General features: G+C 40.4%; 24 protein-coding genes. 10 read left to right on the top strand and 14 right to left on the bottom strand.

Annotation, left to right across the window (positions count from 1 at the left end; all coding sequences use genetic code 11):
- Position 1: 1 nt before the first annotated feature.
- The 6 genes from EHS11_RS15770 to rplU form a co-directional block, all read right to left on the bottom strand.
- The gene (locus EHS11_RS15770) at positions 2–1261 is read right to left on the bottom strand and encodes a glutamate-5-semialdehyde dehydrogenase (protein ID WP_135765320.1); all 1260 of its coding nucleotides are present in this window, start codon (positions 1259–1261) and stop codon (positions 2–4) included.
- Entirely contained in the window at positions 1258–2133 is an 876-nt protein-coding gene (gene proB / locus EHS11_RS15765; RefSeq protein WP_135765319.1) for a glutamate 5-kinase, read from the bottom strand. Before proB ends, EHS11_RS15770 begins: the two co-directional genes overlap by 4 nt.
- Complete coding sequence (gene obgE / locus EHS11_RS15760) at positions 2123–3142, bottom strand: GTPase ObgE (RefSeq protein WP_135765318.1); 1020 nt, start codon at positions 3140–3142, stop codon at positions 2123–2125. Before obgE ends, proB begins: the two co-directional genes overlap by 11 nt.
- A gap of 84 nt (positions 3143–3226) precedes the next feature.
- The gene (rpmA, locus tag EHS11_RS15755; protein WP_109019774.1) at positions 3227–3484 is read right to left on the bottom strand and encodes a 50S ribosomal protein L27; all 258 of its coding nucleotides are present in this window, start codon (positions 3482–3484) and stop codon (positions 3227–3229) included.
- Positions 3485–3495: 11 nt separating this feature from the next.
- On the bottom strand, positions 3496–3819 hold the full coding sequence (locus tag EHS11_RS15750; RefSeq protein ID WP_135765317.1) for a ribosomal-processing cysteine protease Prp: 324 nt from the start codon (positions 3817–3819) through the stop codon (positions 3496–3498).
- Positions 3820–4128 carry a 50S ribosomal protein L21 gene (gene rplU, locus EHS11_RS15745; RefSeq protein ID WP_135765316.1) on the bottom strand — a complete coding sequence of 103 codons (309 nt, stop codon included), beginning with the start codon at positions 4126–4128 and terminating at the stop codon, positions 3820–3822.
- Between the two features lie 114 nt (positions 4129–4242).
- Here rplU and typA point away from each other — a divergent pair, with 114 nt between their 5' ends.
- Positions 4243–6045, top strand: coding sequence for a translational GTPase TypA (gene typA / locus EHS11_RS15740; RefSeq protein WP_135765315.1), 1803 nt, complete (start codon positions 4243–4245; stop codon positions 6043–6045).
- Positions 6046–6098: 53 nt separating this feature from the next.
- On the opposite strand, the gene EHS11_RS15735 is transcribed toward typA, so the two are convergent.
- From EHS11_RS15735 to EHS11_RS15725, 3 genes are read right to left on the bottom strand one after another with little or no spacing between them, the layout of a single operon-like run.
- On the bottom strand, positions 6099–6461 hold the full coding sequence (locus EHS11_RS15735; protein WP_135765314.1) for a type II toxin-antitoxin system VapC family toxin: 363 nt from the start codon (positions 6459–6461) through the stop codon (positions 6099–6101).
- Positions 6458–6679, bottom strand: a complete 222-nt coding sequence (locus tag EHS11_RS15730; protein ID WP_135765313.1) for a ribbon-helix-helix protein, CopG family — start codon at positions 6677–6679, stop codon at positions 6458–6460. Before EHS11_RS15730 ends, EHS11_RS15735 begins: the two co-directional genes overlap by 4 nt.
- 46 nt (positions 6680–6725) lie before the next feature.
- Positions 6726–8849: a 7TM diverse intracellular signaling domain-containing protein gene (locus EHS11_RS15725; protein WP_135765312.1), complete on the bottom strand. Its 2124-nt coding sequence runs from the start codon at positions 8847–8849 to the stop codon at positions 6726–6728.
- 47 nt (positions 8850–8896) lie between these two features.
- Between EHS11_RS15725 and EHS11_RS15720 the strand changes: the two genes are divergently transcribed.
- Positions 8897–9343, top strand: a complete 447-nt coding sequence (locus tag EHS11_RS15720; protein WP_135765311.1) for an SRPBCC domain-containing protein — start codon at positions 8897–8899, stop codon at positions 9341–9343.
- On the opposite strand, the gene EHS11_RS15715 is transcribed toward EHS11_RS15720, so the two are convergent.
- From EHS11_RS15715 to EHS11_RS15705, 3 genes are all read right to left on the bottom strand, one after another.
- Complete coding sequence (locus EHS11_RS15715) at positions 9344–10156, bottom strand: SDR family NAD(P)-dependent oxidoreductase (RefSeq protein ID WP_135765310.1); 813 nt, start codon at positions 10154–10156, stop codon at positions 9344–9346.
- Positions 10157–10427: 271 nt separating this feature from the next.
- Positions 10428–11873 (bottom strand): AsmA domain protein, encoded by a 1446-nt coding sequence (locus tag EHS11_RS15710; protein ID WP_135765309.1) that lies wholly within the window; start codon positions 11871–11873, stop codon positions 10428–10430.
- 76 nt (positions 11874–11949) lie between these two features.
- The gene (locus tag EHS11_RS15705) at positions 11950–12375 is read right to left on the bottom strand and encodes a hypothetical protein (RefSeq protein WP_135765308.1); all 426 of its coding nucleotides are present in this window, start codon (positions 12373–12375) and stop codon (positions 11950–11952) included.
- Between the two features lie 53 nt (positions 12376–12428).
- On the opposite strand from EHS11_RS15705, the gene EHS11_RS15700 reads away from it, so the two are divergent.
- The 4 genes from EHS11_RS15700 to EHS11_RS15685 all read left to right on the top strand — a co-directional run bounded on the left by EHS11_RS15700 (position 12429) and on the right by EHS11_RS15685 (position 17585).
- Complete coding sequence (locus EHS11_RS15700; protein ID WP_135765307.1) at positions 12429–13484, top strand: hypothetical protein; 1056 nt, start codon at positions 12429–12431, stop codon at positions 13482–13484.
- Positions 13485–13641: 157 nt separating this feature from the next.
- Positions 13642–15462 carry a SpoIIE family protein phosphatase gene (locus EHS11_RS15695; RefSeq protein WP_135765306.1) on the top strand — a complete coding sequence of 607 codons (1821 nt, stop codon included), beginning with the start codon at positions 13642–13644 and terminating at the stop codon, positions 15460–15462.
- A 15-nt stretch (positions 15463–15477) separates the two neighbouring features.
- Positions 15478–16905: an ammonium transporter gene (locus EHS11_RS15690; RefSeq protein WP_135765305.1), complete on the top strand. Its 1428-nt coding sequence runs from the start codon at positions 15478–15480 to the stop codon at positions 16903–16905.
- 38 nt (positions 16906–16943) lie between these two features.
- Positions 16944–17585, top strand: coding sequence for an LIC11874 family lipoprotein (locus EHS11_RS15685; RefSeq protein WP_246047946.1), 642 nt, complete (start codon positions 16944–16946; stop codon positions 17583–17585).
- Position 17586: 1 nt separating this feature from the next.
- Here the strand turns inward: EHS11_RS15685 and EHS11_RS15680 are convergent, their stop codons facing one another.
- Positions 17587–18336: a menaquinone biosynthetic enzyme MqnA/MqnD family protein gene (locus EHS11_RS15680; protein WP_135765304.1), complete on the bottom strand. Its 750-nt coding sequence runs from the start codon at positions 18334–18336 to the stop codon at positions 17587–17589.
- 70 nt (positions 18337–18406) lie between these two features.
- Between EHS11_RS15680 and EHS11_RS15675 the strand changes: the two genes are divergently transcribed.
- The gene (locus EHS11_RS15675; protein ID WP_135765303.1) at positions 18407–19264 is read left to right on the top strand and encodes a CheR family methyltransferase; all 858 of its coding nucleotides are present in this window, start codon (positions 18407–18409) and stop codon (positions 19262–19264) included.
- Here the strand turns inward: EHS11_RS15675 and EHS11_RS15670 are convergent.
- On the bottom strand, positions 19261–19773 hold the full coding sequence (locus EHS11_RS15670; protein WP_135765302.1) for an HIT family protein: 513 nt from the start codon (positions 19771–19773) through the stop codon (positions 19261–19263). The genes EHS11_RS15675 and EHS11_RS15670 overlap by 4 nt on opposite strands.
- Positions 19774–19846: 73 nt before the next feature.
- Here EHS11_RS15670 and rsmH point away from each other — a divergent pair, with 73 nt between their 5' ends.
- From rsmH to EHS11_RS15655, 3 genes are read left to right on the top strand one after another with little or no spacing between them, the layout of a single operon-like run.
- The gene (rsmH, locus tag EHS11_RS15665; RefSeq protein WP_135765301.1) at positions 19847–20770 is read left to right on the top strand and encodes a 16S rRNA (cytosine(1402)-N(4))-methyltransferase RsmH; all 924 of its coding nucleotides are present in this window, start codon (positions 19847–19849) and stop codon (positions 20768–20770) included.
- Positions 20767–21123 carry a hypothetical protein gene (locus EHS11_RS15660; RefSeq protein ID WP_135765300.1) on the top strand — a complete coding sequence of 119 codons (357 nt, stop codon included), beginning with the start codon at positions 20767–20769 and terminating at the stop codon, positions 21121–21123. The genes rsmH and EHS11_RS15660 overlap by 4 nt, the downstream gene beginning before the upstream one ends.
- Complete coding sequence (locus tag EHS11_RS15655; RefSeq protein WP_135765299.1) at positions 21120–22646, top strand: UDP-N-acetylmuramoyl-L-alanyl-D-glutamate--2,6-diaminopimelate ligase; 1527 nt, start codon at positions 21120–21122, stop codon at positions 22644–22646. The genes EHS11_RS15660 and EHS11_RS15655 overlap by 4 nt, the downstream gene beginning before the upstream one ends.
- Positions 22647–22653: the final 7 nt, after the last annotated feature.

The following is a 22653-nucleotide window of genomic DNA, read 5'->3' as shown; positions in this document are numbered from 1 at the left end:
TTTATGATCGGATTTGACCGCTACCTGTAACGAACGTTGTTGTAGTTGTTAGGTGGACAAGCCCCATCGGTCCTCTCACGTGAAGTTTTCCCGTGGAAATTCCGACCTCGGCGCCTAGTCCGAATTCTCCTCCGTCGTGAAAACGAGTGGAACAATTCACAAATATAGCGGCACTATCCAGTTTGGTTTGAAATTTATGAATGGAAGTTGCCGACTCGGTCAAAATACACTCGGTATGTCCTGAAGTATGACTCCGGATAAAAGGAATTGCTTCTTCCAGGTTAGATACGGTCTTTACGCTGAGACGAAGATCCAAAAACTCCAAATCATAGTCTTCCTCTTTGACAAGTTTGCCTTTTGTAGTAAGAGGCAGTAGCCTTTCTTCTACAAGCAATTGAACATTTTTCTCTTCCAATGAGGAAAACAATTCTTTGGTGTAAGGGTAGTCTTTGTGGAGGATCAGATTTTCCAGTGCATTGCAAACTCCCGGTCTTTGGGTTTTTGAATTGATGATCACCGGAACCACGATAGCCGGATTGGCGGATGCATCCACAAAAAGATTTGTCACACCTTGATCATGTTTTACGACAGGGATTTTACTATTCCCAGAAACAAACTTAATGAGTGCTTCACCGCCTCTGGGTACGATCAGATCGATCAAATGATCTAGTTGGAAGTAGGGAATCATCGCCTCTCTTTCCGTATTTTCCACAAAACATACGCAAGACGGATCGATTTTTTCCATCTCCAACGCTTTGTGAAATAAATTGCTGAGAATCCGATTTGAGTGAAACGCTTCCGATCCGCCTCGGAGAATGCATGCATTTCCCGATTTGAATGATAAGGAAGCGATATCGATGATTACATTCGGTCTGGATTCGAATATAGTCATAACAACCCCGATTGGTACCCGTTTGGTGCTGAGTTCCAAACCGTTGGCAAGAGTCGCTCCTCTTACCACTTCACCCACCGGATCGGGAAGATTAATGATTTCTTCTACGCTTTTGTAGATATTGGAAAGTCTTTTCGCATCCAATAAAAGCCGATCCAACAAGTAATCGGAAATCCCTTTGGATTTGCCTGCATCCATATCTTTTTTGTTTTCCGAAATGATATCGGTTTCGGATTCTTTTAATATTTGAATTAGATTCTGTAATACTTTGTTTTTTTGAATTGTACTTAAGGAACGTACATTCAGACTTGCTTCTTTTGCTTTTTTTGCAATTTCCAATGCCGCATTTTCTAAAGTCTGTGAGCTCATTGCATTTCACCTTCTTCTTTGGAAATGGATAAAAACTGATCTTGAATTTCTTTTTCGTTAGGTGATCTATGCTGGAGAGCGGAATTGGCAACCAAGGTTCCGAAATTTTCATCCTGAAAAAAACGGGAAATTACGTTTTTTTCTTCTCCGTTTACGATTCCGGTATAGATTCCGTAAGGCAATAAAAGTTTTGCGGCTTTCAGTTTCGTTGCCATACCACCGGTTCCTGGTCCTGAAGGACCTTTTGCATGCGCTTCCAGAGATGGAGAGATGTCTTCTATCAGGCTTATTTTTTTTTCTTCGGCCAAAAATCCATCCACTCCCGTAAGAATCAGGAGTAGGTCGGCTCCTACGATGGAGGCAACGATGGAAGATAAAATATCATTGTCCCCGATTTTGATTTCTTCCGTGGCAATGGAATCGTTTTCATTGACGATCGGCAGTATCCCCCAGTCCAACAACTGGCGAAATGTGTTCTTAAGATTGGTTAGGTTTTTTTCTTCATGAAGGTCATGTCTTCCGAACAAAATCTGAGCAATGGAAATATTGACTCTGCTGAAAAAACTCTCATATAAATTGAGAAGTCTATTTTGGCCCATTGCAGCAAACGCTTGTTTTTCGGATAGGGTGACTGATCCGTCCACTTCTTTGTTATAAATTTTATGATAGAGCTTTTTTCCTTGTGCAATGGCGCCGGAAGATACCAGGATGACTTCTTTTCCCTGGTCTCTTAGATTACGAATGTCACCGGAAAGTCCGAATAAAAAATCGTTGATTTTAGAAGTTTCTCCGGAAACACGAGCAGACCCAATCTTGATGACGATTGTTTTCGCCTTTTTTATCCTGTCTAAATAATCCTTTCTAGTTCTCATAAATGATTTTAGTTTGCTCGGGAAAAAATACTTTATCAATCCTTTCCAAAAGATATTCCAAATTGAGTTCTTTGTCAGCAGAGATAAATAGGATTTCGCCCAAATCTTGATAAGTATCTTTGATTTCTTCCGTGAAACCAGGGTCGTCCCAAATATCCATTTTATTGATTACGATGAGAAACGGTTTTTCCAATAGAATCGGATTGTAGGTCCCGAGTTCATTGCGAAGCATTTCCAATTCGTCTACAAGATTGAGATTGCCGCCGTCGAATAAAAAGAGGATACCTTGCACTCTTTCTATATGTTTTAAAAAAGAAATTCCAAGACCTATCCCTTGGGAAGCACCTTCGATGATTCCGGGAATGTCCGCCACCGTATAACGAAACATATCGTTCGTTCTGTGAACAATACCCAAGTTAGGCGAAAGGGTAGTGAAGGCATACCCTGCAATTTTGGGATGCGCATGGGTGATTTTGGAAAGTAGGGTGGATTTGCCCGCATTGGGAAGACCTACGATCCCGATATCTGCAAGTAGTTTGAGTTGAAGTATGACTGAAAAGTCGTCACCGTCTTCGCCGGGTTGGGAAAAGCGAGGTGTTTGGTGGGTCGAAGATTTAAAGAATGTATTTCCTTTTCCCCCGCGGCCACCTTTTGCGATTTTGTAGATTTCTTCATCTTTGGTGAAATCATACATAAGTTCCATTGTGACCGCATCTAACACCTGTGTGCCGACAGGAACTTTTAGAATCAAATCTTCACCGTTCTTACCGTGCCTTTCATTTCCTGATCCGGGTTCTCCGTCCATTGCACTGTAAAGTCTGTCAGGCAGATATATTTCGAGAGTCATGATTCTGGATTCAGCTATCAAAATCACATCTCCTCCGTCTCCTCCATCCCCACCGTCAGGTCCTCCGAACTCTACAAATTTCTCTTTATGAAAATGTACAGCTCCGGGCCCGCCGTGGCCGGCTTTGATTCGAATGGGAACTTCATCTATAAAACTAGGCATTTGTTATGATTCCAAAATAAAAAAACCCGTTGGAGAATGAACTCAAACGGGTTTCGGTCTGCTCTCTGGATTCCAGAAAGCAGATTAGCTTTTCGGGTAAACAGATACTTGTTGTCTTTCTTTTGATACATGTTCAAAAGCAACAACTCCGTCAGTCAGTGCAAATAGGGTATGGTCACGACCAATCCCTACGTTTTTGCCTGGTTTGAATTCGGTTCCGCGTTGTCTTACAATGATGTTTCCGGAAGTTGCCCACTGTCCGCCATACACTTTTACGCCTAAACGCTTTGAAACCGAGTCACGACCGTTCTTTGTGGATCCCCCGCCTTTCTTTGTAGCCATTTGAATACCTCTTAATTATTTCCTATTTCTTCGATTCGTATCGCATCCGGAAAACTTACTTGCAAACTGTTCAGTCCGAACTCAATCATTCGCAAAAGTTTCTGATAACCGGGTAACTCTTGTTCCCTGACCAAAAACTTTAAGTAACCGTCTTCTTTTTTTTCAAAATCCAAAGCCTTTTGCCAACTTAAGTAAGAGTGCGCACTCTGAACTAGAGTGGAAACTCCTGCGCAAAGAAGATTTTCTCCTTTGTCTCCCCAGTCTTTGGGAGAATGCCCTTGGATCTCAAAACCTGCGATCGAACCTCCTTGGTAAAAAACCTTTGTATAAATCAATTATCCGTTGATTGAAACCACTTGGAGTTTTTGCATTTGTTGTCTGTGACCCCAAGCTCTCTTGTAGTTTTTGCGTTTTTTGTATTTAAATCCGTGGATTTTGTCCGCTTTTAAATCTTCTAAAACTTTCAATGTAACTTTTGCGCTCGAAAGGGCTGGAGAACCAATATTTACTTTGTTATTGTCAGAAAGGAGTAGAACCTTTGCATCGAAAGTATTACCTACGATACTACCTGTTTTTTCTGCTGTGAAAATTTGTTCTGGAGCTACTTTAAATTGTTTAGCTCCGAGTTCTATGATGGCAAACATATACCTTTCCTAATCTCAAACTAGTGGTTCTTACCAGGATTTACAAGTCTAGCTCCTTGTCAAATGCAAATCCACATCGACAGCAAAGAACATTCTAAATACCTGGTAAAAATAATGGAAATTCGCAACATCGCCATCATCGCTCACGTCGATCATGGAAAGACTACCCTTACCGATTGTATCTTACGCCATACGGGCGCCGTCACTGCCAAGGAAGACCGTGAACGAATCATGGACTCCAACCAATTGGAGCAAGAGAAAGGTATTACCATTCTCGCAAAGAACACATCTGTAAAGTATAAAAACACTCGTATTAATATCGTAGACACTCCGGGCCACGCGGACTTCGGAGGTGAGGTGGAAAGAGTTCTATCCATGACGGATTGTACACTTTTACTCGTCGACGCATTCGACGGACCAATGCCTCAAACCCGATTTGTATTGGGCAAGTCATTGCAACTGGGTCACAAACCGATTGTAGTTGTAAATAAAGTGGATCGAGATGGTGCTCGTCCAAGCCTTGCAGTAGACAAAGTATTTGATTTGTTCTCTGATCTAGGTGCTACCGAAGAACAATTGGATTTTCCGATTATTTACGCTTCTGCCAAACAAGGTTGGGCAGTAAACGAATTATCTGAATCTCCCGGAACTACAATTGAACCTCTTTTGGATATGGTACTTTCCCATGTTCCTCCCGTAGAAATCAACGATACCAGACCATTACAGTTCCAAGTAACTGCTTTGGACTACAATGACTATGTTGGTCGTATTGCCATTGGAAAGATGTATGCCGGCACGATTAAAAAAAGTCAGGATGTAACTCTTGCCAAGACTGGCGGAACCACCGCAAATCATAAAATTTCCAAACTTTACGGTTATGAAGGACTCACTCGTTACGAAATCGAAGAAGCAGCATCTGGAGATATCGTAGCAATTGCGGGAATCCCAGATGTATTCATCGGAGATACCGTTTGTGACTTGGGAAATCCTCTTCCTCTTCCTGCCATCCAAGTAGAAGAGCCGACAGTATCCATGTTCTTTATGGTCAACAACTCTCCGTTTGCCGGCAAAGAAGGCAAGTTCGTAACCACTAGAAATCTAAGAGAAAGATTGGATCGTGAGTTGGAAACAAACGTAGCACTTCGTTTGGAAGAAACGGAAGACAAAGATCGTTTTAAAATTTTAGGTCGCGGGGAGCTTCATCTTTCCATCCTGATTGAAACCATGAGAAGAGAAGGATACGAATTACAAGTTTCCCGTCCGGAAGTGATTTTGAAAAAAGATGAAAACGGTGAAAAAATAGAACCTTACGAAACTTTGGTGATGGACTTACCGGACCAATTCTCTGGAGCTTGTATCCAAGAGCTCAATCGCCGAAAAGGCGAGTTGCAGGGAATGGATGCTCATACTTCCGGGATCACCCGTGTGGAATATGTAATTCCCACTCGAGGACTTATCGGATTCAGGGGACATTTTATTTCAGAAACTCGTGGAGAAGGGGTAATGTCCAGTCGCTTCTTACGTTTTGATAAATACAAGGGAGAGATCCCTGGTAGAAAGAACGGAGCTTTGATTTCTATGGACTCCGGCGATGCAACAGCTTACGCTCTCTGGAAAGTACAAGAAAGAGGGGATCTGTTCATCGAGCCGCAAGTAGCAGTTTATCCGGGCATGATTCTCGGAATGAACAGCAGAGATAGCGACCTGGAAGTAAACCCTGTACGTGAGAAAAAACTTACAAACGTTCGCGCCTCGGGATCGGATGATGCCATTCGTTTAACACCTCCCAAAAAACTCACTTTGGAACAATCCATCGAATTTTTGGATGATGATGAACTTTTGGAAGTCACTCCGCAAAGCCTTCGTTTGCGTAAAAAAGTTTTAGACGAAAAGCTAAGAAAAAGATCCGGCAAATAGAATTTTTAATCCTACACACATCGATCTTAATTACGGAGCACCAAGGATTTTACTTAAATTTTATAGGGAATTATAATTCCCGGATAAGAAGAGGAAAAGTCTTTGGTGTTTCTTGTGATGAGAGTCCAGCCATTCTGTGATGCTGTGGCCCAAATAATCGAATCGGGAAGTTTCGATTTATATTTTTTTCGCAATCGAATTCCTTCCTCAGCAATTTCTTTTGTCAGTTGAATCACTTGAAAGCTGGACAAAAAACTCCGGATGATCGGCTCCTCTTCTACTTTCGCACCCGCAAGAACTTCCATCCAAGTAATGATACTGATCATTGGTTCTTCGTATTTGGAAATTTCTTCCTTAGCTTCATTGTAACCTGACAGGTAATCGATTAGTATATTTGTATCGAAGACTGCCTTCAAGAAGTCCACTCGTCTCGTATCGACCTTTCATACTGAAGGGAATCCAAATTTTGAGACTTCCAAATCCCAAAACTCGCCTCTCTCCTGATTCTGGGAAAATCCAAAAGGTAGTGGTCGATTGCTTTCCGGATCAATTCGGCCCGGGATACATTTTCTTCCTTCGAAATTTCATCCAAAATACTGATCTTTTCTTCTGGGATTTCTAAAATTGTCCTCATAGCGATATATGATAACGATATCGCATATTCAGCAAGTATTTTTCAATCATTCTGTCGGTGCAGTTGTCTCATCGGGCTGAAAAAAGGAATCTGTCTCCTTACTGATCGTAACCGGGTTTGCAACCGTATAGAGCCGTTTTAAATACAGCTGAGTGGATTTATCATTCGGATTGGCTTTAATCACTTTATCAAAGTAAGACTTGGATTCGGAAAACTGCCTGGTATGAAAGGATTTTACACCGCTTTCATAATCAGATTTAGTCCGGTTTTTCAACTCACGCTCCGGTTCTTCGTCTCCATCGAGGATTTCATAAATGGAGACTGGTTTTTGTTTTCCTTTTACTTTCACCCTATCTAAAAATCGAAAACTAAACTGGTTGTTTGTGATTTCAACAATCGCGCTCTCGCTGACGGCAATTCTTGCACCATATACTTTTGTTAGGTTTTCAATTCGGGAAGCAAGATTTACCGTATCGGAAATGACAGTACCTTCCAAACGTTCTTCCGCACCGATTGTTCCCAACATCAAAGAGCCTGCATGGATTCCGATTCCTATTTGGATCGGATCATATGTTCTTTTTGCACGAAATGCATTGTATTCTTTCAGATAAAGCTGCATTTCCACACCGGCTGCAACAGCATCCAAAACCTGTTTATCGAAAAGAGCCATGATAGCATCTCCGATGAATTTGTCTATAAACCCATTGTGCTTTTGGATGATAGGACTCATCCTTCCCAAATAGGAATTAATGAAATTGAAATTTTCTGCAGGTGACATTTTTTCAGACAAAGTAGTAAAAGAACGAATATCACTGAATAGCACAGCCATATCCTTTTGAATCTGGTCTCCCAGTCTTACATCCAGAATGGATTCTTTTCCAAGGTTTGCTAAAAAATCCCTTGGAACAAAACGTGCGTAAGACTCAGTAAGTATCTTTTGCATCTCCAAGGTTTTTGCCTGGGCCTCTTCTTTCTCTTTCTTTATGATATTGATTCTGGAGGCCAGGGCAAGCGAAAGCAAAACAACCTCCATTCCCGAACCTATGTACAAACCGTAATCTGTGAAAAAATTGGAGCCAAGTATGTTCAAAAATTTGGACACAGCAAGTAGACCGCTCAGTATAAGTGCAGAAAATGCCAAAAGATAATATCTGGCAGGTTTGTAATTTTTTATAAAACTCACAATACCTGCAAAAAAGGGTATGATCGCACTAGGAACCGTGACAATCAAAGCGATTTTGACCGTGGATTCCGGCGGTAAAAAATAAACACTAAAGAAAACCAAAATATTCAATAATACTAAAACTAGTATTATCCGATTGAGAAGAACGGAATGTTCTCTGATATTGAGAAAGGATCTTGCAAAAAGTAGCGATGAAACAAGACAGATGCCCGAGAATACTACGTAAAAATTTCTCTGCATCCAGGGAAATTCAGACCATATATATTGGAATCCGTGTCCTGTCAGAACCAATTGTATTCCCAAAAGTCCGAATATATATCCGATATAGTAAAAATAACTGATATCCCTTACTGATAGATAAATGAAGAGATTGTACAGCAACATCACGACCATTAGGCCGTAATAAAATCCCAATCCTTGTTGTACATTGGAATCGTGTAACATAAAACTAATATCATTCCAAAGAACCAAGGGAAGAATCAATCCTCCGCTCGTTCTAGTTCGAAAAAAAATAGTTTTGTCTTCTCCGGGCAATAATTCGATCAAATATATGAAATTCCGATGAATCCATTTTCTGGTGGAGAAAGGAAATTTCATTCCCGTCTTTTGGACTTCGTAGATAATTTCAAAATTCTTGCGAATCGGAAGATAGAATTCGACTTCATCTATGTTGCTATAATCTATTTCTAAGATCTGTCTTGTTTTTTCATCCGTTTCATTTTTGAAATCCATCTTCAGCCAGTAACTATAATTAGTTTGACCGAAATTGATCGTAGCGGACTCGGATTTTAAAAATGAGGTTTTCATCTCATCCGAAGATATCCGGGCAAAATCCAATTTTGATTCCGGATCTTCCAAATATTGGACATGTTTTCCTACAAAAGAACTCCCCTGCCGGTTGTTAGTTTGTATCGGTTGTGATACTAGGGTAGTAAAAAAGCTAAAGAAAATAAAAGCATTTGTGGATAGTAATTGCAACTTCTTCATGTTTTTCTTAATATTAACCTAATCCGACTTATTTTAGAGTAACCAAAGTGAAAGAGCAAGAAATAATAACTTCTATCGAAATAAACGCTCCAACGGAATTAGTATGGAATCGTTTTACTGACTTTAGGGACTTTCCTAAATGGAACCCGTTTATTAAGAAGGTTCTTGGCAAAGTCGAATTGAATCGAAAGGTTTTTGTTTTCGATTATTTTTTCAAATCCGTTTATCTTCCGACTATGGTAAGTATTTATGCGTACATTCCTTACGAAGAAATCAGTTGGAAAGGCGGCTTCCCGAAATTTATATTTTACGGAGATCATAGATTTCAATTTTCCAAGACAAGCCAAAACAAACTGACATTTACCCATAAGGCAATTCTTTCCGGATGGATGCCGAATCTATTGAAAAATTATATCCAATCCGAAATACGATCCGTACATATTGCAATGAATTCGGAACTGAAGAGAATTTCCGAATTGGAAACTCAATCATAGTCATTTAAAAATTCCTTCTTCGCTCCATTTTTTAAGATTGGAAATTCCTTTTTTCGCCATCATAGGATAAATTTTTGAAAGTAACGACGGAGAAAACAAACCGATCTTCGCCATTAACCCTTGCGAATAAGGAACGTAAATCTCGGGAGACTTGGAATCTATTGCCTTTCGGATTGCGCGGCTGACATAGGTAGGAGATATGGGCGGATTGAGATACGCCATAGGGGAGCTATTTCTTGCAGCCATATAATTTGTCATCGGTGAATCAATTGTGCCGGGAAGAACGGAAACTACTCCGATTCCATGAGATTTCAATTCCAAGCCGAGTGATAAAGAAAGGCTTCTCAGAGCAAATTTAGTCGCTGAATAAATAGAATGATTGGGTGCGGGAACCACGCCCGCCAAGGAAGAAATGATAATGATCTTTCCTTGGGATACTTTCAAAAAGGGAAAACATTCTTTCGTAAAATAAATTGTTCCGAATAAATTGACCTGGATTTGTTCTTCTATTTCTTCATAACTTGTTTCAATAAAACCTTCCGGTCGCATAACACCTGCATTGTTGATAAGGATGTCGATTTTGCCGAATTTAGCAATGACGCTCTTTATTGTTTTTTTGATTTGTTTCAGATCACGGATATCGCATGGAAAAAGACTCGCTTCTTTTATCAATTCGGGGTGGTTCTTTTTCAATGATTCCAAACTTTTTGGCAGATCGGTCAGACAAAGAAGATAACCTTCTTTCTGAAGTTCTTTCGCCGTGGTAATTCCGATCCCTCCGCCGGCGCCTGTTAGTATTACTACTTTTTTCATGCTATCTATCTCTATTTGATCCCAACCGGGAAAGTCTTTTTAAAAATCGGCAACATACATTTTCCCGATCCACCTATACCTATTTAAAATCGGATCATGTCAATCATATCCCGAACGGGCAAATATCCGGCATTAGTCGGTCGACATAATTGTGTCCGCCTGTATGTTTTTTGTGTTGGTTTTTTGACTAAACAGAGAGAAAGGATTGATAAAAAAATAGATAAGGGTTAGGGAAATCCAAACCCTTATCTATATCGTGAATTCAACTACATTAAAAACCGAATTTTTTTAAAGCGTCTCCTGCTCCCGGAACTGCTTTTAAAGCATTGCCAGCTTTTCCTTTGATCAAATCTTTAACAGCACCTCCGATGAGGCTTGATAACGATCCGATCTCGACACCTAACGTAACATTCGGGTTGCGAATGTCTCCGTAAGTTTTAAACGGGATATTGATTCGATCGTCTTTAATCACATTTCCCAAAAGTTTGTTTCTAAGTTCTTTCGGATTTCCCTGTCCTTTTGTCGCAGCAGCAATTTTTTCATCCACTCCCGCTATTGATTTTTTGGATTCATCTTCATCATACAAAACACCCATTTTCATTTCATGATTATTATTGGTGATGACTAAATACGATCCTTTGTTGATCTGCAAATCATAATTTTTAGTAGGAAAAGTAGGCTCGTCTAAAAATGTCACCTTACCGTTGCTATAAGAAACTTTGAAACTCACATCCTTTTTCAGTTCGGCTTTTTCAGTGAGTTTATCCAATTTCAAACCTGCTTGGTTGAGCAATGGCAGATTTCCTGAGATGGCATCGAATGCAGCAAATCCCGAAAGAAATGAACCGCTTTCCATGGTAACTTCGTAGTCGACCTTTGGATTCACTAGTCCCGATTTTTCAATGAAAGGAGTTACGTCTCCCTCCGTTTCCAAAATGAATTTGGCTGCTTCTTTTTTCGATCTACCTATGATCGATGCTTCCGTATCGAGGTTTACACCCACATGATTGTGTTCTTTTAAATCGCTTCCGTCAATGTCGATGTTTTTCAATTCGAAATCAAGTGATTTGAGGAGGATCACCTGTCCTGTTTTTTTCATTGTGATTTGAATGTCTCCATTCTGAACACCAACTAACCCCATTTTGATGGCAACAGGGATGTCTTTTGCGGAAAACGGTTTGGAAGGTTCTTTATCCGCTTCCGCCTTTGCTTCCGCTTCTTCTCTTTTTCGTTCCGCGATTGCTTCCGGTGTCAATGCCGGATTCGGTTCTCCATTCACTAGAGCTGGTGCTTTGAAGAGAGGTTGTAGATTGTTACTACCGTTCTCAAACATAATGATGGAAACTTTCGGTTCCTCGATCACCAGTTTTTTAAGTTCGAATTTTTTTAATAAGATTCCAAGTAAAGATAATTTGATGTCGGCTTTTTTGATGGAAATTACGGGAGAAGAGAGAGGTTTTCTTTCGGAAAGTGGTGTGCCTTTGTTCGCTACTTCGTCTCTATAGCCAAGCTGGATTCCTTCTACTTCTATACTTGAAAGTGCGCTGAAAAGATTGATATTAACCTTATCAACGTTGGCACGGACACTGATCGCCGATTCGATTTGTTTTACTAAAAATTCGTTGGTTAAAAAACTTCCCGCAAAAACAAGTGCCAATACTAAAACCACAATCAGTAAACCCAAGAGTCCACCCACTGCGTAAATTATTTTTTTCATGAAAAACTCCCTAGATAATGGTTAGAAAATCTGGAAAAGAATCTCCGAAAGAAAAAGAGTTGTAAAGTACAAAAAATTATAGAAAACGAACTGAGCTAATGATGTCAGAAAGGTTTTGAAATAAATCGTCCTCTACGGCTTCATCCGAGTTATATGTGGCAAGTAACATTCTTTTGTCATTTGCAATGAGATAAACCAGCCAAACGCGATCTTCTTTTTGAAATTCACATGCACGTATGGAAGAACCTTCATTATTTTCAAAATGGGCAACTTTGTCTTCATCATAGTCAATTTCATGAATTTTGAGATAATTGCTAAGTTCCAGACTTGAATCAAAACGATCCTGCTTCGATTCGAATGCATAAAATTGGAGGGCTCCCGATCCGTCTTCACGAAAAAAGGCAGGAATTTCTTCCACGACCATAAATTCCCAATCGGCAGGATAAAGTAGAGAATACCAACCTTGTGGAGAACGGAATTGTTTGAACATTGGCTCTGGCATCGGAAAAATAATCCCTTTTCTTTCCATGAAATAGTCGGTTTGATGACGGTAAAATGATTTTCACCGTTTCAAAAAGAATCAATTTGTTTCTTTTTTTATTTTTGATCTTATCTTGTTTTTCCCATTTTTCTTTACTCGCTCAATTTTCAGGTTATACATCCAGCGAATCTTCCGCATATAACGCCGGTTTATTTTCAGTAGGTGCGGGACTTCGCCATCAAATGTCCAATTTACATGGCAATACTTCCTTTCTAATGAATTCAAAAACAAATTCCGTAGATGCAAACATCGGGACTTCGCAAAGCAGAGGAAGCTCATCCTCTTTTCTTTTGGGCGGAGGAGGATTTTATCGTTTGGGAGAAAAATGGGGTGTAGGTGTCCGGCTCAAACCTATCTACAATCGTTTCTTTGAAGCGGACAATCGAATGGAAAACTATGCCCTCAGCGGAATCGTAAGTTACGAACTTACGGAATACATTTATTTAGGTGTGAACCTCGGGCCTAGCATGTCCAATCGTCCGGGTGGTTACAGCTCATATTCCTGGAATCTTTCCGTGAGCGCCGGACTGATACTTGGAAAATGGAATTTCGGTTTGATCGCCGAATCTCCGGGATTGTATCGTTTTGAAAATTATCTCGGCTCTGAAAAACTAAAGGAAAGATTGCCGGAAAGGATGTCCGTAGGAGCGCAATACCAAATCAATTCTGAATTTTTTCTCTACGGCGAATTGGTTCGGACTTTTTGGGAAAGAGCTATGTTCTCTCAAAACGGGATCGAAGAAAAACCTCCTTTTTTGTTAAGAGATTCCTATACGGGAAGTTTGGGGATCGGTTATCTTCCTTTTCCCAAACTCAGCCTCCTAACAGGCATTACGTCGGTTGCTTATCCTACAGAGGAAGGAGTTTTGTATAAATCTTTAGGTGCATCGATCGGAGCATCAGGAGAAATTTTACCTTCCGTACTCGGAAATGGATTCTGGGGAGGGGTGTATCTTCAACAAACGGGACTTACAGGAATGATTTCTCCCTATGCAAGAGAAACCAAGGTAGGTTTTCAATTTACACATGCTTGGGAACCGGAAATCGAGAAACAAGAAGACATAAAATAGATCACTATCTAAGCAAATTGCCCATTTTCTAAAATCAAAGAATGTTGCTTGTCAATTATTTGGGCAGTTTGTAGAAAAATATGTGAGAAATAGGCTTTTTTCAACTAGTTGCTTAGTCGGTACGATTTTTGCATCAAAGTAGATAAAGGTACCACCTATGGTTGATTTTAAAGTATCTAAACGTATGCTAGTCAACTTCCGAGGACAAAACAAGGTCGTCGGAGGTTTAACTGATAAAGATAAAATTTCCATCCTTCTCTATATCTCCAAAGAATTTGCCAACTCAGACAAAGAAGATCAACTTTTTTCCAAAGTCATTTCCATTTGTCAGGAGATTTTTGAATCAGATAATACCACACTCCGGTTATGGGATGGTGAATTTTTGGTTCCTGTTAAGTTTGTAGTCGAGACCGAACCACCCAGAAGAAACTTAAAAGCCGGTGAGGGTTATTCCGGAACGGTATTTCAATCTGGAAATTCCATTTTGGTAAACGACCTGACCCGTTCTCCCGATTTTATCGACGAGGGAGAAAAGACCCGTTCCGTAATGTGTGTTCCTATTATGCAGAAAGAAGAGTCATTGGGGTGCCTGGCTGTTGAAAGCAATCGGGAAAACTTTTATATCCAGGATGATTTGGAAATTTTAGAAGCATTAACCTCTCAACTGGCTCTTGCTCTATCGAGCGTTAGGTTGATAGAGGGGTTAGTTACCGCACGTGCCAGAGAGGCAGCCATCCTCACCCAGTTGGAATGGGACTTGAAGATGGGAAGAAATGTACAAAGTCAGATTTTACCGCAAGATTTAAGTCCTTGGAACGGCGTAGACTTTGCCACCCATTACGAACCTATGGCGGAAGTGAGCGGCGATTTGGTGGACATTGTAAGACAAGGACATTCCTTAACTGCAATGAATATCGACGTTTCCGGTCATGGAATTCCTGCCGCCCTTGTGACTATGGCAATTCACCACCAATTCAGAAGATCCGTTCTCGCAGGTCTCGGACTCACGGAAATCATGGAAGAGTTAGGTGAAAATCTCAGAGGACAATTGCCGGAATCGACTTATTTCACTGCATTTTTAGTTAGAATTTTCAGTGATTATAGTTTTGGTTATGTAAATGCCGGCCACCAAAGAATGCTGCATTACAAAGCTGCAGATGATATTTTCGAACAATACGATACAAAGGGAGTTCCTTTGGGAATTCTTCCGGTAAACAAACTTGATTATGAGGAAAAACAAGGACGTTTGGAACCCGGTGATTTTCTGCTTTTGATATCGGACGGATTCAGCGAACAAAGAAATCCCGAAAAAGAGGAAGCAGGAGTGGAACGTTTGTTGAGCTGGCTGCATGACGAACGGGAAAAACTGATCATAGAAGGAAAGGGTAAATTCGATTTAAAAACATTATCTTTGAAATTCCTAAACCGTTTCAAAGAATATCAAGGCCCGGCTCCGATCGGAGACGACCTTTCGTATTTATTTCTCCATTGTAATGATGCTCTTCCCGAGGCTTCGCATTACATTCATATGGCGAAACAGGCAAATGCAAAATTGAAATCGGAAGATGCTTACGCACTTGCCTCCAAAGCATTTTCGATAGAACCGTCTTTGAAAGAAACGCTGATGTTTTTGGGTAAAATCAATTACCGTGACGGACATTATCTGGAATCAATTCGCTATTTGGAAGAGTATTTGAAAACATCGGGGGACACAACAGCGGCTTCTCATTTTATGATGGGACGCGCCTATTACAAGGCAGGCAAAATTTCGGAAGCCAAAAGAGCTCTGAAAATGGCACTGTCTTCCGATCACTCTTTTGCAAAAGCAAGCATCTTACTTGCGCAATGTTATCTAAAAGAAAATGCGAAACCGAAAGCGATTAAAGTTTTACAACAGGGTGTGAAAAACACGCCGCAAAATACAGAGCTCAAAGCTTCTCTTGTGAAGTTAGAGGGGATTGCCCAAAAGGCCAGTTAGGTAAAAGGAATAACAATGACAAAGATAAGAATCTCAAAAACACTGATTCTTCTGTTTTTAACGATCGTGCTTGTGTCTTCCGTTTCTTCGGAAGCCGTGCCAACATCGGCAGAAGAAAAAACAACCGTGTCTACGGCCGATGAACTTGCCAGTTTGAAAGCAGGTCTTTCTACTTTAAGAGATGAAACAAACTGGTTATGGACATGTATTGCCGGTTTTTTGGTCTTCTTTATGCAAGCAGGCTTCGCTTATGTAGAGGCGGGATTCACTCGTGCAAAAAACACAGTGAACATCCTTATGAAAAACTTTTCGGATATGACTGTCGGTGCAATGGCATTTTGGCTGATTGGTTTTTCCCTTTTGTTCGGGCCTAAAATATGGGATAGTTTTGTTTTGGGAACCCCTGCTATCGCAGATAGCATGTTAAGTGCAAGCGACGGAAGTTTCGATCCTTCCAAATATACTTTTTTCGTTTTCCAGATGGCATTCGCGGCTACAGCGGCAACGATTGTATCGGGGGCACTTGCAGAAAGAACCAAATTTCCGATTTATATTATTTTCTCTTTTCTCATTACAGGTTTTATTTATCCGATTTCAGGTTCCATGATGTGGGGCGGACTTTTTGGAAATCCCGGGTTTTTAGAAACAATCAATTTTGGCGCGGAGGCAGGCAAAGAAGGAGTTAATTTCCTGGACTTTGCGGGATCCACCGTGGTTCACAGTGTGGGAGCATGGGCCGGGCTTGCAGGAGCGATCGTGCTTGGGCCGCGACTTGGAAAATACCAATCTGACGGAAGGGTATATCCGATTCTAGGGCATAACATGTCTATGGCGGCGCTCGGAGTATTTATTCTTTGGATCGGTTGGTTCGGATTTAACCCTGGTTCTACTACTTCCGTAGACGGGGGAAGTTTTGCAGCGATTGCGGTAGTGACCCATATGGCAGGATCTGCGGGGGCTTTAGGGGCAATGTTTACAACCTGGCTTATGTTTAAAAAGCCTGACATTGGTCTGACTTTGAACGGTGGACTTGCCGGACTTGTGGCAATCACCGCACCTTGCGACGGAGTTACCATCGGTAGTGCCGTGATCATCGGTGCCGTTGCGGGCATACTTGTTGTTTTTAGTGTCCTATTCTTTGACAAGATCAAAGTCGATGATCCTGTGGGCGCGGTTTCCGTTCATGGTATCTGCGGGGTTTGGGGGACTTTGTCCTGCGGACTCTTCAATCTCAATACCGGCCTATTTTACGGTGGGGGCTGGAATCAATTGATTGTTCAGGCAATCGGAGTCGGTATTGTGTTTGCCTGGGCATTTGGAACAAGTCTTCTTATCTTTCTGATTTTCAAATATACACTTGGCTTAAGGGTTTCAGAAGAGGAGGAACTCGTCGGATTGGATATTTTAGAACACGGAAACGAAGCTTACCCGGTTTCCAAATAATCCTTGACCTTGGCTTCCCGAACTGGGAAGCCATAGTTGTGGTTCGCTTCTTAATTCCTTTATTTTTACTCTCTTTATTCGGTTGTTTCGAATATGAAGAAACCATTTTATTTCGTAAATCCAGTTCCGGAACTGTGGAAATTTCTTATATCGTTCCACTGAAAAAAGAGTCGATGGACTCACTTATCAAATTTCTTCCTTCGGACAAAATGTCCATCGAAGCAAAGCTGAAATCCAAAACGAATAATAGTTTGCAGCTTAGAGATTTCACATTTCGCGAATTGGAAAAATCGGAAAATGCCGATCCTTTTTTCAAAAGAAAAGCAAAGATATCTTATAAAATCGATTTCGAAGATCCTAGTTTATTGGATGGGATTTTACTCGGAAACTTGAGTATCAAAACAAAAGGGAAGTCCTTGAATGTAAAAAGGGAATTCCCCAACCTAACAGATACGATTGTGCAGAATACTAGTGCCGGAGAAAAAAAGATCATCACGGAAACCTTACGACTGTTAAAAGAAGGAAAAATCCAATTCAGGGTTCTTTTTCCTAAAGATTCGGAATGCAGTTCGAATCGGGGTTTTGTGGGTCTTGGAAATGTTCTTTATGCATTTCCTTTGCAAGATACGATTGAAAACCAAGATGCAAAATCTTGGGATTACAAAATCCGCTTTTATTAATTTAATTCAAAATTCCTATTTTTTTACAAGTATCGATGTACAGTTGAAATCCGTCCAAATTCAACTTGTCAGGATAATAATGCAGTTCCTTCCGTAAATACCGGTCAACGATGGCAGTAGGAAGTCTTGTTTCCTTATGAATGATCTCTTCTATATGTTCCAAACCGTATTCCAAGGCGTTTGTAAAAAACGAATCCTCAATCGGATTTGACTTCGGATAAGCCCAAAACGCAAAACAAAAGTTAGTTTTCGTAATCTGGTTCCACCAGGATGCCAAATCATAGATCTGATAATCTCCGGGAGCGTTGTGCAATAAAGCGTGATCTCCGAATAACAAATGAGATCCTTTGTTTTTCTCCATAAAAAGATTGATTTCTTTGGCATCTGTCGGAATCACCTTGGGAGTAAAACCGTAAACAAGATGAAATATACATTGAAGTAGTGCAACGCTTGTGCGGGAGCCGCTGTCGGTATGGATTTCTTTCGGAGGAAGCGGTTCGTTTTTGTTTTCAAAGTACAGAATGGAACGTACAACTTCCCTGGCACAAACTCCCACGGATTTGGAATAGGAAAGATTTTGACTGTTTCTTTCGCATTCAATCGAGGAAATAAGGGCACAATCCAGCTTGCCCGCCTTCAGTTCTTCAATCAGAAAGCTAGGATTGTCGGAAACAATTTCATAATCAGGATGATTTTCAAAAAAATAAGTAAGAGGACGGGCATTTAGGTGTTTTACAATTCCGATTTTCATAGTCCATTTCTATATTAAAAAAACAGCTTGTCAGAGTAAAGAAAACCTATGACATGAATGAGAGGATACATTGGATTTTAGAGCAGTTTTAAATACAATCGGTGACCCGGAATTTGAATTCATTAAAGATTTGGTCTACAAACAAGCAGGTATATTTCTCGCCCCTCACAAAAAGATCATGGTTCAATCCAGACTGAATGCAAGGCTTCGCACTCTCAATATTGCCAGTTATGAAGATTATGTTCTAAAACTGAAAAAAGATCCCAAGTTTGCAAGTGAAGAGATGCAAGAACTCATCAATCGGATCACTACAAACAAAACCGACTTTTTCAGAGAAAACCATCATTTTGATTTTTTAAAAAATACGTATTTCCCTGAATGTGAAGAACAGTCCAAGACTCTGGGAAACAAATCTCTGCGTATTTGGTGTTCTGCCGCGTCCACCGGAGAAGAGCCGTATTCCATTGCCATTACAGTCTACGAATATTTTGCAAATAAACCCGGTTGGAATTTAAAAATTTACGCGTCCGATATTGATACCCAAGTGTTGAACACAGCCCAAGACGGATTTTACAAAGCAGATCGCCTTGAGCCTGTTAGTGAGGCAATGAAACAAAAACACTTCAATAAACATATCAAAGCCGATCAAGTTTATTACGAAGCAAAGCCTCATTTGAAAAATCTGATAGAATTCAAACAAATCAATTTATTGCATCACCCGTTTCCTTTCAAAGAAAAACTGGATTTGATATTTTGCAGAAATGTAGTGATTTATTTTGACAAACAAACTCAAAAAGTATTGTTTTCTCAATTTGAAGAATTGTTGAAACCTTTAGGATTTCTGGTACTAGGTCATTCCGAAACCATGTTCGGAATTTCCGATCGGTTTAAATTTTTAGGGCATACAGTTTATCAGAAAAAGAATTAAGCTTCCAAATCCCAAAATTTTTTCAATTCTTCGAGCATTGCGTACGGTTCGTAAATAACAACCCTCGTGTTTGCAAATACATCAAGAAACCCCGCTTCATTGGGAAATCTTGGTACAATATGCTCATGGATATGAGGAATGGAACCACCGCTGTTTTTTCCTAAATTATAACCCAGGTTAAAACCTTGAACCTTCCATTGTCTTTCCAATACTTTTAAGGTCTTTACGGTCAATCTGTGGATATCCAAAGCTTCTTCTTCCGTGAGTTCGGTATAAGAAAGAATATGTCTTTTGGGAAAAATAATGATGTGACCCGGATTGTAAGGATATAAATTAACGGAAACTACGGAAAGTTCCGTACTGGCAATGGATAGATTGGGAACGATCTCTTCTTTGTCTCTAACACCGCATAGGATACAATCAACCGCAGGTCTGTCTCCCTTTGCATATTTGAGCTTACTTACGCTAAATAAATTCTTCCTATGAGAGTGTTCCTCAAATTGCGCCATCGTTACTTTCATGATTCTTCACTCATTTATAGATTGCAAGGATTTTGAAAGTATTCGAGAAAGAAAGTCATACGTGTCTCTCTCTCCTCATATCCCTGTTCTTCCCGAAGAAGTGATCCAACTTCTCTCCCAAACCGAGTCGTCCTCTCCCAAATGGTTTTTAGATGGAACTGCAGGAGAAGGAGGGCATTCCCGATTGATTCTGGAACGATTTCCAGACTGCCATTTAATCCTGGTAGATCGGGATGCGGTGATGTTGGAAAGAGCAAAAGCAAACCTTCCCCTAGAGAGACAAGTATTTCCCTACAATCTGAACTTTTCAGACATCGATAGAGAAGTTTTGGATGCAATCGGATGCCCAGGTCTTGATGGAATACTAGTGGATTTGGGAGTGTCTTTGTTCCATTTTTTACATTCTGGCCGCGGATTTACATTCAAACAGGAAGAACCTTTGGATATGCGGCTGGAACCCAGGCTCGGTGTGAAGACGGCCGCGGACATCGTAAACACCAGCAGCGTCCTCGATTTAAAAAAAATATTCTGGGACTATGGAGAAGAAAGATGGGCGTTAAAAATAGCAAATAACATTATAGAAGTTCGCCGCAAAAAAAAATTCGAGACCAATTTGGATTTGGCGGAACTGGTAAAAGGGTCCATTCCCAGAAAGCTTTGGCCCAAAGAAGCCCACCCAGCCACAAAGGTTTTCCAGGCTCTCCGGATTGAGGTAAATGCTGAACTGGAACATGCAGAAAAAGGAATTCGTTCTTTGTCGTCTCTATTAAACCCCGGAGGAGTGATTGCATGTATTTCCTTTCATTCTCTGGAAGACAGAATTGTCAAATGGACGTTTCGGGATTTGAAAGATCAGGATGATTTTTCCATTCTGACAAAAAAACCGATTTTGCCCACGGACGAAGAAATTCGCTCCAATCGAGCTTCCAGATCCGCAAAGCTGAGAGGTTTAAAAAGAATCCTTCCGATAGAATCTATAGGATGAAATTTCATTTTCCTTTCAGTTTTCAAAAGATCAAAGGCTCGTACAAAGATTTCTTTCTTCCTTTGTATCCGATTTTGTATCTCGCTCCTTTTTATTTTTTATTCTATTTTCTGGTTTGGCAAGGGTTGGAAACAGCAAGATTGAAAAGACTCATTCATCAGAAAAATACAGAGAAAGAAGAATTGGTTCGTAAAAACGATGAGTTGAAAATCGGAATTGTCTCCTACACCTCTGCCGAAAGAATAGAAGCATTGTATCGTAAAACATATCAATATTTGCCCATTAGCCTCGGCAACCGAATCATAACGATCGAATTGCCCAGGGAACCTAACTTAAAGGATACGATTCATTGAAAATTGCAGAGATCATAAAAAGAATCCCCGAAATTAAAGTTCGAAAAGGGGACGCTTTTCTTGATATAAATTATATTTGGGCAGATACTCGCAAACTTTCACCGAATGATATTTTCGTTCTGCCGGAAGGTCAGGCGGAAAATTACCCCAAGTTTATAGAGTCTGCAAAAAATTTGGGAGTTCATTCGATTTTAGTTTCTTCTTCCCAATTGAAAATTCCCGGGATAGAAGGATTTACGAATATATTGGAAGCGGAAGGTTATGTGGGAGATGTGCATGGTAAGATCGCATCTTTACTTTCCGGAAACCCAAGTAAAAAATTAAAACTTGTAGGGATCACCGGAACCAACGGAAAAACATCTCTTACTTTTATTTTATTTCACATAGCGTCAACCCTTGGAAAAAAATGCGGTCTGATCGGAACCGTTCATATACGGATCCTGGATAAGATACTTGAGACCGGTTACACTACGCCTGATTCTTCTTCCTTAAATCTGATCTTAAAAGATATGGTAGATGCGGGAGTGGAATATGTTTTTATAGAAATGAGTTCCCATGGATTGAAATTGGGAAGAACATCCGGTCTGGAATTGCAAGGTGCTGCATTCACCAATCTCACCCAGGACCATCTTGATTTTCATTCCACAATGGAAGATTATCTGGATAGTAAGTTTAAATTATTCCAAATATTAGAATCTTCGTCCCTTACAAATAAGTTCGGAATTGTTGCCTCCGATGTTCCCGGGGGAGATCTTATGATAACAAAATTGATAGCAGCCGAGTTGAAATCTCCCATCTATCTGATGGGGAATTCAGGCGAATTCAATTATTCACATACAAAACTCTCCCTAACTGGGAGCGAGTTCCGACTTCATAGAAAGGAAAAAGACGTACCTTTTATCGAAGTTCGAAAGGTAAAAACAAACCTACTAGGAAATTTCAATATATTTAATGTTAGCCTTGCGGCATTTATCTCTTTCGAATTGGGACTTCCTTGGGAAAATATACTTCACTCAATCGAGTCCATCCCGACCGTTCCGGGCAGGTTTCAGGTCATCCCTTCGTCAGATAACAGTCGTATTGCTGTGATCGATTATGCCCATACTCCTGATGCATTGGAAAACATTCTAAAAAGCTGCAAAGAAATCCTTCCGAAACAATTGATTTGCTTATTCGGCTGTGGCGGAGACAGGGATCGGACAAAACGACCGATGATGGCCCGGATTGCGGAAGAATATTCCGATTTTGTTATACTAACATCCGATAACCCTAGAACGGAAGATCCTAAATCCATTTTAGGCGAAGTGGAATCCGGATTTTCCAGAGGATTTAGAAGGTATGAAACCGTGGTGGATCGAAGGTCCGCCATTGAACAAGGAATTTCCATGTTGGAAAAAGATGGGATCCTCGTTGTTGCCGGAAAAGGCCACGAAACCTATCAAATCATCGGAAAAACAAAAACTGACTTTAATGATTATGAAGAAGTGAAGAAAGCTTTTCAAAATTGGGAAAAGGATCGATAGGAAAGAG

This window comes from Leptospira ilyithenensis, assembly GCF_004771005.1.
Taxonomy (GTDB): Bacteria; Spirochaetota; Leptospiria; order Leptospirales; family Leptospiraceae; genus Leptospira_A; species Leptospira_A ilyithenensis.
Note: the sequence above shows the minus strand (reverse complement) of the source record. Positions and strands in the feature narration are given on the sequence as shown.

Bases quoted from the DNA above. Each gene is read 5' to 3' on its own strand.
- EHS11_RS15670 (WP_135765302.1), bottom strand. From the start codon at position 19,773: ATGGCGCAATTTGAGGAACACTCTCATAGGAAGAATTTATTTAGCGTA.
- rplU (WP_135765316.1), bottom strand. From the start codon at position 4,128: ATGTTTGCCATCATAGAACTCGGAGCTAAACAATTTAAAGTAGCTCCA.
- obgE (WP_135765318.1), bottom strand. From the start codon at position 3,142: ATGCCTAGTTTTATAGATGAAGTTCCCATTCGAATCAAAGCCGGCCAC.
- EHS11_RS15690 (WP_135765305.1), top strand. From the start codon at position 15,478: ATGACAAAGATAAGAATCTCAAAAACACTGATTCTTCTGTTTTTAACG.
- proB (WP_135765319.1), bottom strand. From the start codon at position 2,133: ATGAGAACTAGAAAGGATTATTTAGACAGGATAAAAAAGGCGAAAACA.
- EHS11_RS15770 (WP_135765320.1), bottom strand. From the start codon at position 1,261: ATGAGCTCACAGACTTTAGAAAATGCGGCATTGGAAATTGCAAAAAAA.
- rpmA (WP_109019774.1), bottom strand. From the start codon at position 3,484: ATGGCTACAAAGAAAGGCGGGGGATCCACAAAGAACGGTCGTGACTCG.
- typA (WP_135765315.1), top strand. From the start codon at position 4,243: ATGGAAATTCGCAACATCGCCATCATCGCTCACGTCGATCATGGAAAG.
- EHS11_RS15715 (WP_135765310.1), bottom strand. From the start codon at position 10,156: ATGAAAAAAGTAGTAATACTAACAGGCGCCGGCGGAGGGATCGGAATT.
- EHS11_RS15695 (WP_135765306.1), top strand. From the start codon at position 13,642: ATGGTTGATTTTAAAGTATCTAAACGTATGCTAGTCAACTTCCGAGGA.
- EHS11_RS15705 (WP_135765308.1), bottom strand. From the start codon at position 12,375: ATGCCAGAGCCAATGTTCAAACAATTCCGTTCTCCACAAGGTTGGTAT.
- EHS11_RS15660 (WP_135765300.1), top strand. From the start codon at position 20,767: ATGAAATTTCATTTTCCTTTCAGTTTTCAAAAGATCAAAGGCTCGTAC.
- EHS11_RS15700 (WP_135765307.1), top strand. From the start codon at position 12,429: ATGATTTTCACCGTTTCAAAAAGAATCAATTTGTTTCTTTTTTTATTT.
- EHS11_RS15680 (WP_135765304.1), bottom strand. From the start codon at position 18,336: ATGAAAATCGGAATTGTAAAACACCTAAATGCCCGTCCTCTTACTTAT.
- EHS11_RS15730 (WP_135765313.1), bottom strand. From the start codon at position 6,679: ATGAGGACAATTTTAGAAATCCCAGAAGAAAAGATCAGTATTTTGGAT.
- EHS11_RS15710 (WP_135765309.1), bottom strand. From the start codon at position 11,873: ATGAAAAAAATAATTTACGCAGTGGGTGGACTCTTGGGTTTACTGATT.
- EHS11_RS15725 (WP_135765312.1), bottom strand. From the start codon at position 8,849: ATGAAGAAGTTGCAATTACTATCCACAAATGCTTTTATTTTCTTTAGC.